15 protein-coding genes and 1 tRNA gene are annotated in these 9,748 nt (G+C 42.4%); 4 read left to right on the top strand and 12 right to left on the bottom strand.

Features of this window, described 5'->3' with window-relative positions:
• From BGM27_RS16990 to BGM27_RS16945, 10 genes are all read right to left on the bottom strand, one after another.
• On the bottom strand, positions 1–611 hold a 611-nt coding region (locus BGM27_RS16990), incomplete at its 3' end, for a DnaD domain protein (RefSeq protein WP_217031301.1).
• A 197-nt stretch (positions 612–808) separates the two neighbouring features.
• A complete protein-coding gene (locus BGM27_RS16985) occupies positions 809–1,606 on the bottom strand; it encodes a PD-(D/E)XK nuclease-like domain-containing protein (protein ID WP_020954292.1) in 798 nt (265 codons plus the stop codon).
• Positions 1,566–2,483 carry a hypothetical protein gene (locus BGM27_RS16980; RefSeq protein WP_007408616.1) on the bottom strand — a complete coding sequence of 306 codons (918 nt, stop codon included), beginning with the start codon at positions 2,481–2,483 and terminating at the stop codon, positions 1,566–1,568. The genes BGM27_RS16985 and BGM27_RS16980 overlap by 41 nt, the downstream gene beginning before the upstream one ends.
• A complete protein-coding gene (locus BGM27_RS16975; protein WP_007408617.1) occupies positions 2,480–2,668 on the bottom strand; it encodes a hypothetical protein in 189 nt (62 codons plus the stop codon). Before BGM27_RS16975 ends, BGM27_RS16980 begins: the two co-directional genes overlap by 4 nt.
• Positions 2,669–2,770: 102 nt before the next feature.
• Entirely contained in the window at positions 2,771–2,968 is a 198-nt protein-coding gene (locus tag BGM27_RS16970) for a YqaI family protein (protein WP_007408618.1), read from the bottom strand.
• On the bottom strand, positions 2,965–3,222 hold the full coding sequence (locus BGM27_RS16965; protein ID WP_007408619.1) for a YqaH family protein: 258 nt from the start codon (positions 3,220–3,222) through the stop codon (positions 2,965–2,967). Before BGM27_RS16965 ends, BGM27_RS16970 begins: the two co-directional genes overlap by 4 nt.
• Positions 3,219–3,791, bottom strand: coding sequence for a helix-turn-helix domain-containing protein (locus BGM27_RS16960; protein WP_003155916.1), 573 nt, complete (start codon positions 3,789–3,791; stop codon positions 3,219–3,221). The genes BGM27_RS16965 and BGM27_RS16960 overlap by 4 nt, the downstream gene beginning before the upstream one ends.
• Before the next feature lie 57 nt (positions 3,792–3,848).
• The gene (locus BGM27_RS16955; protein WP_007408620.1) at positions 3,849–4,577 is read right to left on the bottom strand and encodes a Rha family transcriptional regulator; all 729 of its coding nucleotides are present in this window, start codon (positions 4,575–4,577) and stop codon (positions 3,849–3,851) included.
• Positions 4,574–4,768 carry a helix-turn-helix domain-containing protein gene (locus tag BGM27_RS16950; RefSeq protein WP_007408621.1) on the bottom strand — a complete coding sequence of 65 codons (195 nt, stop codon included), beginning with the start codon at positions 4,766–4,768 and terminating at the stop codon, positions 4,574–4,576. Before BGM27_RS16950 ends, BGM27_RS16955 begins: the two co-directional genes overlap by 4 nt.
• 10 nt (positions 4,769–4,778) lie before the next feature.
• Positions 4,779–5,003: a helix-turn-helix transcriptional regulator gene (locus BGM27_RS16945; protein ID WP_007408622.1), complete on the bottom strand. Its 225-nt coding sequence runs from the start codon at positions 5,001–5,003 to the stop codon at positions 4,779–4,781.
• Positions 5,004–5,161: 158 nt separating this feature from the next.
• Here BGM27_RS16945 and BGM27_RS16940 point away from each other — a divergent pair, with 158 nt between their 5' ends.
• The 4 genes from BGM27_RS16940 (at position 5,162) to BGM27_RS16925 (ending at position 8,555) form a co-directional block, all read left to right on the top strand.
• A complete protein-coding gene (locus BGM27_RS16940) occupies positions 5,162–5,536 on the top strand; it encodes a helix-turn-helix domain-containing protein (protein WP_007408624.1) in 375 nt (124 codons plus the stop codon).
• A gap of 216 nt (positions 5,537–5,752) precedes the next feature.
• Positions 5,753–6,730 carry an SHOCT domain-containing protein gene (locus tag BGM27_RS16935; RefSeq protein ID WP_007408625.1) on the top strand — a complete coding sequence of 326 codons (978 nt, stop codon included), beginning with the start codon at positions 5,753–5,755 and terminating at the stop codon, positions 6,728–6,730.
• 72 nt (positions 6,731–6,802) lie between these two features.
• Positions 6,803–7,324 carry an ImmA/IrrE family metallo-endopeptidase gene (locus BGM27_RS16930; RefSeq protein ID WP_007408626.1) on the top strand — a complete coding sequence of 174 codons (522 nt, stop codon included), beginning with the start codon at positions 6,803–6,805 and terminating at the stop codon, positions 7,322–7,324.
• A 4-nt stretch (positions 7,325–7,328) separates the two neighbouring features.
• Positions 7,329–8,555: a tyrosine-type recombinase/integrase gene (locus tag BGM27_RS16925; protein ID WP_007408627.1), complete on the top strand. Its 1,227-nt coding sequence runs from the start codon at positions 7,329–7,331 to the stop codon at positions 8,553–8,555.
• 112 nt (positions 8,556–8,667) lie between these two features.
• Here BGM27_RS16925 and BGM27_RS16920 read toward each other — a convergent pair.
• Both BGM27_RS16920 and BGM27_RS16915 read right to left on the bottom strand, forming a co-directional pair.
• A tRNA-Ala gene (locus tag BGM27_RS16920) sits at positions 8,668–8,740 on the bottom strand.
• Positions 8,741–8,868: 128 nt separating this feature from the next.
• Positions 8,869–9,699, bottom strand: coding sequence for an undecaprenyl-diphosphate phosphatase (locus BGM27_RS16915; RefSeq protein WP_015240453.1), 831 nt, complete (start codon positions 9,697–9,699; stop codon positions 8,869–8,871).
• Positions 9,700–9,748: the final 49 nt, after the last annotated feature.

The following is a 9,748-nucleotide window of genomic DNA, read 5'->3' as shown; positions in this document are numbered from 1 at the left end:
TATCTTGCGTTTTGCGAGCTTCCATACTGCTGTTTCTCCTTTCGTCTCTGGCTGAATGGGTTTGAGAGAATTGCTTCAATGTAATTCAGATTGACGTTGTTTCCCTTGCTTCTGAACGCCTGTTTCATTGCCTCCATGACTTTCTCTTCGCCGTAATCATCCACCATATACCCGAGCCGCTGAACCTCCATCGTGCCAATGGTGCGGGCTGTTTTGTTTTCGAATAGTTCAAATGCGTTTTTCATTTTTTCGTCAACCTCCTGCTGTGCTACTGGTATTGGAGCCGGGTCTATCTTCTTGTTGTAATTTCCAAGCTGTATGTACTCGGCATAATTCAACACCGTCACAATGAAACCGCGTTTTTGCGGCAGCCGGTCCAACTTCAAATACTCTTGCTTTACCATCCGATCTAATGAGTATTTGATCTGATCAGAAGACCAGTTGAAGCGCTTGGCTAAATCCACAAGCTTAACGATTGTCTGCCCGAGCTTTAGTTCTTGATCTGCCCTGTACTCCGCCCGTTTGAATAAATAATCGTATATTGTCTCATCACGTGAATCCTTAAACGGCAGCCGAGGCAGAACCACATACCCCAAACCTTGCATATCCATGCCGCTCACCTACTTCCTTTCACACAGTGCTGTCAGAGCCTTGAAATCTATTTCTACTAATCTCAGAGACGGCTCATTTGTCTTTAAGTAGTCAGTCGTGTACCGGGTATACAAGTCCTTTCTCATGTCGCGCTGAACCGTTTTGACCAGCCAGAGATAACAATGCGGGATAGGAATCCTAATCAACTCCCTTTCCATCAGCTCACCAACTCCGAAAAATGGATGATACTGTTCAGTTGATTAGTAGCCCGGCAATACTTGCATTTTTCGCATCGCTCCGGCTTCTCCCCGCCGTGTTTCACTTGCAAAATCCGGCCCATCCGCTGCTCAATCTCCTCAAGCTCTACTTCCATCCTTCCTTCATCAATATTGATGACAGCTTTATCAGGCGGGTCTTCTTTCGACACTCCAACGATCAGGGGTTCAAGCCATTCGTTACGCCCAGTCATCCGTTTTTCAATTTCTGCGTAAAGCGCCATCTGAGCGATGTATCCGTATGCCTCAACAAAAGAGCAATATCCTATTTCCGGGTCCCAAACTTTCTCCCGCAATGACCGCGCTGTTTTCAGATCGGAAAAACGGCCGCCAGCTGGGTTGTATACGTCCAGCTTTCCTTTCCACGGAACACCGAATAATTCAGCAGTTACAATGACTTCCTTTTCTCCTTGAAGAACAAACATACAGAGATCATCATTTTGAATCGCCTCAATCATCAGATCAGCTAACTGATACTGCTTGTACAGCTGACCTTTTTGAGTAAATAGCGAAGGTGTATTCATCTTGAATTCATCAAAAGCCTGTTCACCCTCAAGCCAGGCATGAACGTATTGGCCGAAGAGGAGTGCCTCCGATGTGGGCGGCGTCCATTCTCCGTTCAGCTTTGCCATCGTGGCAGCCTCGCACTGCAAAAAACTTTTATATTGAGAATTTGACATGTAATGTCTATCAATCTCGTTAGAGTAATAATTCTCCTTGTTCAGCGCCGGTATCCGCATTAGCAGGATCACCCGCCTTTTCTTTACTATCAGCAGGCTTGTCAGCTTGCTCTTTCTGCTTTTTGAATTCTTCCTCAGCCTTTGACTTAGTCGTGCCTGTGGCCTTCACATTGAAGTAATCCTCTTTCTTGGCCATACCATCACGTAAAGATGTATAAATGCGGCCAATCTTTAAAAAGTCTTGTTCTGTAAAGGCGTCGACGTTACTGCCGATATACTCCTGAATCATTTCCTTAGTGATGCCAAACTCTTTTTTAAAAAGGGAGAAGGCGCTTCTGAGCCGGTCTTCCAGTGGTTCCTTATGACCGCTAATCAATGTTTTTTGACACATATCTACCGCCGCATCAACGATGTCTCCCGGAATCACTCCAAGTATGCAGGCGCGAACCCGGCGGGCTCCTTGATTGGCAACCATTTCGTAAATATCCCTTGCATCATTGAGCTTTGTCACTGTACCTTTTGCCTTTCTCTCATGCTTCACAGTGAATATTTTGGTTTGCCGGGTATTCGTTTCAAGATCCCAAGCGTAAGCCATGACAGAGGATTCCCCGGCTTTTTGCTCGAGCTCCATAATTCCGTAATCAATGTTGCCCCAATTCTGCGCCAAGGCCTCCGCCAGCCGGATAGATGGACCGGAAACCTTTGTCCCGCCGCGAGGATATTCATACACCGCATTCTCGGCTAAAAGCCTCCGTTCGCATGCTTTTTTAATCCGGTCAAACGCCGCGAATACGTCCCGTGGGAATTTCTTTGCGATGACCATCGCCGCCTGTACTTCTTGAGCCTGTCGGCTTACCATCGCTTCCGTAGTCACGCTAGTATCCTGCTGGGGCGCCGGCATGTAATCTGAGTAATCTACCTGAGATAATCCGTTCATTGTGCTTCTGCCACCTTTCTCAAATAAGCTTCTGTGCCGAGCCGTTGCCATTCTCGGTATGCATCCATTGACGGAAAGGAAAATACGGGTTTGCCTTTACTGAACATGATTGAGCCGCCGACTTCTCTTAAACGCTTCTGATCGTCCGCCCGGTCACTGAAAGATGCTGTTATTCGTTTTGCCATGTGTAAAACCTCCATTGTCTTTTTTGAGGTAATTTGGTATAATAAAGGAACTAATCTTTACCAAAAGACCTTTTGAAGTCCACTCTGCCAAGTGGGCTTTTTTTATTGTGCTGAATGAAACCTAAATCCAAGTTGCTCCTTCAAATAGCGTTTAAGATTGTCTTGTAAAATCACTTCGCCGCTGTCGATTACATAATTATCTGCTGACGTTACTTCATCCCCGAAAAAGTCCTTTTTTGTTTCCGGTTCTGTCGTTTTATCATGCCAGTTGTTCAGGACCATTGGATTTTCAATATTCATCGTGAACACCTACTCGCAACACTCAGTTGAATCCCGCGGGCTGCCATATTTAAAACGGTTTGGTGTAAGCGTCCTTTATTCGCCAGCCGGTTAATATCCTCTGTAAGAACCTTGATGCTCCCTGCAAGACTGATAGCTTCTTCATAATCGCCATCCCGTAACGCCTCCGAAAGCATGATAGAGAGCCTTTCCGCCGACTCGATTTTCCTTTTTGCTGAATCTGCATCTGCTTTAAGAAACTGATTGATTTTCATACCAGCACCGCCTGCCTTTCCTCTGTTTTTGCCATTGCAACTTGACTCATTAGCGCTTTCCGCGTCCATCTTTCAGCCAGTTCCTTCATGTTCAGGCCATGACTGCGGGCCAGCGAATATATCAGCGTTTTGTTTGCTGGGATCAGATCAAAAATCTGTTTAATATCGGCCATGGGCAGTTCTTCAGGTTGTCGGCCTGGCCTATCGTTTGCCAGCCAGCGCGCTAAATGCCTTGTTGCTTGCAATGCTTCTTCAAGCTGGTGAATCATATTGATTACCGCCGCGCTTGCGCTCTCGTTAAGGGCTGGATCTATTGGCGCCGCCGTCGTCGGGTGCAGTTTGAAGAGGTAATGTACCAGATCAATATGTTCGTATGCCTCGCACGCCTCAAACCACTTGATGCATAATTCCGGGGTAAGCTTACTGAATCCATTTTCAACGTCCGAAACATACCGCTGATCTTTCCCCCCTATCAAATTACCAATCTGATACTGTGCAAGTCCTGCCGCTTTGCGGACACTACGCATGATCCGGGGTAGATTATGCAAATTGTATGGGTTGTTCTCCATATGTTTGCCTCCTGATATATCCAGTTGTTCACTGGTAAAATTTAATTAATGAAGGAACTAGCTTACTTGCTGTTTTCTCAGCTTGTCGATGATAAAGACCTGTCCCTTTGGCGTAATGCGGATAGTCAGCCATGATTTAGATGAACCGTTTACTTGTCGCACTCCCTGTGCTACTTCAAAGTAACCACGGTCGATATATTCCTGGTATGGCTCGTTCTTGTTTGCCAAGATCATCTTCCACTCGCGTAGCTTTTGGAACAGCCGTTTTTCTCCGATGCTGATACCCTTTTTAGATGCAAGCTTCGCCAGTTCCCTCACTAGTAATGATTTTTCAGATGCCATACAACTCTCTGCAAAGTTGATCAGTGGCTGCTGAATCTTCAGTGTGTGCTGAAGTCGTTGCCGCTCCTCCTCTTCAGTGATCCATCGCTTTGCCCGGCTGATCGGATCATCAATCATGTAAGAGGGCTGATTGAGCCTTTGAAGCTCATTTTCCATACGGTTAAATTCTGCAATGTATTTTTCTTTAAATATTGCGGCCTTTGCGCCTGTATAACCAAAAACCAAGAATGTGAGTCCATCACGTTTTATGAGATATTTTTTGTATGTCCGGTTTCGGTCATCCTGATAGTCAACCTCCGCAAAATTGTGGAGATTAAATTCTTTGCTGGAATCAAGGTTTCTGATATCCCGCAGGACCGTGTCATGCCGTTTCCCGAAGACTTTAGCGACAGTCAGGCTGTCCGTTACAACTTGATTACCTTCAATGAAGACGAGTTGATTCACCCTATCGCCTCCTTCATAATCGCTTGTTCCTGAGCTTCAATCCATGCATCAATGTTATGTTTGGTAAAGAAAATGCGATTCCGGACTCGGAAGTGTGGAATTTGTTTTTCTCGGACCATCGTGTAAATTGTGTCATGATGAACGCCAAGGTAATCAGCTGTTTCCTGCACAGTTAATGTATTGCGTGTCATACTCGGCCTCCTAAGCTTTATTTATATGAGATTCTTGTCCTTCTTGATTAAAAAAAAGCTCTTTAATATCACAATCCAATATCTCAGCGACTTTAAAAGCATCTTCCATTTTAGGAGTGGAATATCCATTTTCCCAATTGGAAACAGTGGATTTTTTATACATAAGCTTTTCGGCTAAATTCTCTTGAGTTAAGCCTTTAGCTTTTCTGGCATTCACAAGTTTATAGTTTTTCATTCGTTCACCTCCTGTATAAGATTCTTGTACTTTATGTTTTCATTATAAGTATAAGAATCTTGTATGTCAACAAAAAGTATGAATTTCTTATACAAATATTAATTCACTTCTCATTTGTTGTACAATTACCTTGTACTTCGATATGGAGGAAAATCCAAATGTTGTCTAAAAGATTAAAGATTTGCCGAAAACAAAAAAAACTTACTCAAACTGAGTTAGCTGAGAAAGTCAAAACCACCAAGGGAACTATAAGCAATTATGAGAACGGACACAGTTCACCTTCAAACGAAATGTTACGTGACCTTGCTGACGCTCTCGATACAACTACTGATTATCTTTTAGGTAGAGTTGATAATCATTCGAGTGTTATTAAAGAAACATCAGAGTTTGAACAAGCGTTCGGAGATGATGATTTACAACTTGCGTTTAGAGAAGCTCGTGATTTCTCAGAAGAAAGTCAAAAACAGGCAATTGATTTTATAAAGTACCTTAAAGAGAAAGAAGAACGCGAAGGCCGAAAGCCTAAAAAGTAACATACTGGTGAAACCTTTATTTATATTATTTATTATGTTATTTCTGTTTACTAATAAGATCGGGATTGGATCGGAATTAAATCTGAACTGGATCGGAAAAGAATTTTTCACCAGTAGGTTGAAGCCAGTTATATCAAGGGATATAGAATTCTTTCTCATCCGGATTGCATCTGGATTCAAACGGGATCGGATCAGAAAAAAAGTAGGAAGTTCAACTTGATTACTATAAAGGGGAAATTCAATTTGTCTTTTTTGTCAGAGAATGGTGAAGTGTATAACTGTCAATTCAAAAAACACATGAAGGCTTCTAAAAACTTTGTAAAAACTTATAAAATGATGCTTAGTGAGCTAAACGAAACCGTATTGGAAATTGCAAGAGGTAGCTTGAATAGACCTAAAGTTGTCAGCATGCCTACTGGTATATTTGCCGTAACAGATGATTATGTTTATTTCTTCTATCTTAAAAAGGATGCACTGATTACAGAGAAATGGCCTTACGATTCTATTTTGAAAATGTCTGTTACTAAAAAAGCTCTTGCTGGTTATCGGATAGATTGCACAACTTCAGATGGAGAATTCAGTATCACTAACATAACAGAAGGAAATCCAGAGGCAGTAAGTAAATATGTAGAATCCAAAATTACTGGTAATGAAGAAAAATTCAATCTGGAAAAAGAAAAGGTCAGCCAAGAACAAAAGAAAATTGAAGAAGAATCGAAAAAGCACATCAAAGAGTATTATTTTAAATCTGCAAAAACAACAATCACACTTGATGGAAACTATATAAGAGTAGCAAGAAAAGGCGCTGTTAACACTATCACACGAGGATATAGTGGGGAGAAATCTTATAGAATCAGCGAACTGTCCGGTCTTCAAATAAAAAAACCAGGATTAGTAACCTCTGGCTATTTTCAATTTTTAACACCAGCTGCCAATGAAACAAGTGGACTCTGGGACGCAATACAAGACGATAACTCCTTCACTTTTGGTCCAAATGAATTGCCGATGGTATTAGAAATTCAAAATTACATAGAAGAGCATCAGTCTATGCCGGCTCCAACAACTGCACCACCAGCTCCTGCCCCTACTGTATCTGCAGCTGATGAATTGAAAAAATATAAAGAGTTGTTGGATATGGATGCTATCACTCAAGAAGAATATGAAATTAAAAAGAAACAGCTATTGAATTTATGACAGCCCTTTTTCCTCGGGCTTTTCTTTCACACCAAAAACAGAACATATATTCTCTCCATGGTGGTGTTTTTAATGTCAATCCAGTTATCGTATCTTGAAGAAGAAGTGAAAAAAATCTATTACAAATTAAATATTGAGACTCCTGAAGACATTGATTTAGAAAGGATCGCCGCGGCATTTCGTATCTGGCTGCATTATGAGCAAAGAGAAAGCTGCATGTTTCAAATTAACGGTGAGTATAGTGTCGTCCTTGATGCTCGAGCCTCTCCACAAGAACAGTGGCAAGACTTTGTTCATGAGCTATGCCACGTCTTAAAACATACTGGAAACCAATTTCACATGAATAGAATGTTCAGGCAGCTTCAGGAATACCAGGCGAACAGTTTTATGTATCACTTCTGCGTACCAACGTTCATGCTCATAAAAATGCAGCTGCCCCGTCTTAAATCAGAGGCCATTAAATTAATAGGAGATACATTTAATGTGACATATTCCTTGGCCGCTAAACGGCTAGAAATATTCAACAGAAAACAGTTTTCAATTCTCTGGCATAAAAATCTTCATCAAATAAGTAAATTGAATGTTAGGAGGTAGCCAAATGGCCAGTATAGAGCCCCGTGGAAAAAACTCTTTTAGATTAATTGTTGAGAATGGTTACGATGCCAAAGGTAAAAGGGATAGGAGAAAGAAAACAATTCGTATAGAAGATCCAAAGCTATTAAAGACTAAACGGAAATTACAAGAGTATCTTGAGGACCAGCTGCACCGTTTCAGAATTGAAGTAGAGGCCGGCGAGTATATTGCTCCGGAAAAATCCACTTTTGATTCATTTGCAGAAAAATGGGTTGAAAAGAAACTCTTTAATAAGAATGGTAAACCATACTCTTATAAGGCATCCGAAAAACATTCAGGTCACTTACGCAATCACGTACTTCCTGCTTTTGGGCATAAACAAATAGATAAAATAAAAACCCTTCACATCGTTGATTTTATAGATGATTTATCCAAGGATGGGGCCCGAAAAGATGGTAAGCCTGGCGGCCTTGGTGATAGAACAATTCTTGATGTATTTCAAACGCTACAGGCAATGTTCAAGACAGCTACAGAAGAATGGAAACTCATTAAAGAGAATCCTATGGAGGGTTTAAGCCAGCCGCATGTGGAACCAAAAGAAATGCAGTATTTTCAGACTGATGAAGCAGAAGAATGTATCAGGGTTTTATATGAAATTGATATAAAATGGCGTTTATACTTTTTAGGCGCAATGATTGGTGGTTTACGGCGTGGTGAAGGACTTGCCTTTCAATGGCATTTGGATGTGGATTGGGATAGAGGCGGCTTCTATGTAAATCGATCAATTTCTAAAACAGTCAACGGGCAGCCTCTTGTAAAGGCGCCTAAATCACGCAGCTCAAAACGTTTTGTTAAAATGCCAGATTTCTATATGGAGGATTTAGCAAAATATTATCGCATGTGGAAGAAAGAAAAACTAATGCTCGGGGATGCCTGGGAAGGTGAGGACAATCAATATATCTTCCACAGTGGAACAGGAAAACCATATTACTACACAACACCTACTGCAAAGTGGGCAAAAATAAAAAAGAAGTATGGGCTCAAAGATATTAGGCTCCATGACCTGCGGCATACAATGGTGGCTCTTCTTATAGAAGCCGGTGAAAATATGAGCGCCATTCAAAAACGTGCCGGTCATGCAAGCCGAAGAATAACATCTGATATTTACGGACACGTAACCGAAAAACTTGAAAATGAGACAGCTCAATATTTTGATCAATTCAATCCTAATTTGAAGGCGAAAAGCAACTAAACTTCCTCAAAATAAATTTTTCGTCCCCAAATTGTCCCCAATTGCTTTTTTGGGCTATTGGCTCTGTTCCTGACAAATAAAAAAACCCTTATAGAATAAGGGTTTAAAGGTATGGAGCCAAGGGGGCTCGAACCCCTGACCTCTACGCTGCCAGCGTAGCGCTCTCCCAGCTGAGCTATGGCCCCGTGCTGTAACGTCATGTTTTATTATAGACGAGTCTTCTATGAATTTCAAGCAGAAAATTCAGTTTGCTCATATTTTCCTGAGACGTTTTTCGAACATAAAAAGAAGACCCTCCGGGGGGCCTCTTCGTTTATCGCACGAGCATGATTAAAATGATGCCGAGGATGACACGGTAAATGGCGAACGGGACAAGCTTAATCCGGTTAATAAGCCGAAGAAAAAATTTGACGACTAAGAGGGCGACGATAAAGGCGCAGATAAAGCCGACAAGAAAAAACGGAATCATGTCATAAGAAAGACTGCTCCAGTATTTCACCAGCTTCAGAAGGCTTGCGCCCGCCATAATCGGAATAGCCATAATAAATGTGAAGTCTGCGGCTGCCCGGTGATTCAAGCCGACAATGACACCTCCGGCAATCGTTGAGCCTGAGCGGGAAAATCCGGGCCATAAGGCGAGACACTGGAATAATCCGACACAGAAAGCCTGTTTGTAGGTGATTCTGTCCACCGTATCGATCGTTTCTTTCCTTTTATTGATCCAGTCCGCTATAAGCATAAGCACGGCTCCGGCAATTAATCCGTAAGCGACCGTTCTGACGGAGAATAAATAGCGGTCAATGAAATCCTCAAATAAAAAGCCGAGCACCGCCGCCGGAACAAGACCGACGGCGATTTGCGCGATGGTCAGCCTGTATCCCTTCTGCTGATCGCGCGTGACGTTTTTTTTGAGGCCGAGTAAATGTAATATCCGATCCTTAAACACAATGGCCACCGCCAGAATCGAACCGAGCTGAATCACCACTTTGAAGGAATTGGCGGCTTCCGGATTCATCAGGCTTCCGGATTTCAGCCAGATGTCATCCGCTATGATCATATGTCCCGTGGAAGAAACCGGCGCATACTCCGTCAGCCCTTCCACGATTCCCAAAACGGCTGCTGTGAACATCTCCCATAGTGTCATCCCATTCTTCCCTTCATTCATCATTTACAAAAGAGAAGCTCTCCTCTGA

The sequence above is a fragment of the Bacillus sp. FJAT-27001 genome (assembly GCF_019039175.1).
GTDB lineage: Bacteria > Bacillota > Bacilli > Bacillales > Bacillaceae > Bacillus > Bacillus velezensis.
This window is presented reverse-complemented; position numbering and strand designations above follow the sequence as displayed.